The sequence below is a fragment of the Streptomyces sp. JJ36 genome, from assembly GCF_021696945.1.
Lineage (GTDB): Bacteria > Actinomycetota > Actinomycetes > Streptomycetales > Streptomycetaceae > Streptomyces.
The window spans coordinates 1-620 of sequence record NZ_JACYHE010000185.1; the positions used below are offsets into that span (position 1 = coordinate 1).

The following is a 620-nucleotide window of genomic DNA, read 5'->3' on the forward strand; positions in this document are numbered from 1 at the left end:
GCGGCGTACCGGAGGGCGTCGACGGAGGCGGGATCCAGCCACTGGGCGTCGTCGACGAGCAGCAGGACGGGCGTGGTGGCGGCGCAGCGGCCGAGCAGGCCGCGCCAGGCGAGGCGGCAGACGGCACGGCTCTGGACCCCGGCGTCGGTGGCGTGCCGGTCGCCCAGCAGCACGCCGTAGAGCGCGGAGCGCTGCGGCTCGGGGAGACCGGCGAGCTGCTCCACGGGGCACTGGTCGAGGAGGTCGGCGAGTCCGGCGTACGGGATCCAGCGCTCCGTCTCGGCACCGGCGGCGCGGAGCACCAGTTCACCACGGGTGGCCGCGGCGGCTCCGAGGGCCTCCATGACGGCGGTCTTGCCGATGCCGCTGGGGCCGGTGAGGACGGCGCTGCCATGGGCAGCCAGGCGGGATTCGACGGAGGCGAGCAGGGCGGAGCGGCCCACCAGCGTCGGCGGTGGGGCACTCCGGGCGGCCGGCAGCGCGGCGTGGTCGGCGATCTCTCCCCCTGCGGCGTGAGGCGAGGCGACAACACGAGCGGGGCAACGCGCCGCTGACACTAACCATCCGGTAAACGGGACTCAATGGTCGGTCATCGAAATGTTCGCCGGGCGGGGAGGAGG

General features: G+C 74.8%; 1 protein-coding gene. It reads right to left on the bottom strand.

The annotated features are described in order from the left end of the window. Positions 1-557: ATP-binding protein (locus HOY81_RS27095; protein WP_237323350.1), on the bottom strand; the 557-nt coding region annotated here is incomplete at its 3' end. Between the last annotated feature and the right edge of the window lie 63 nt (positions 558-620).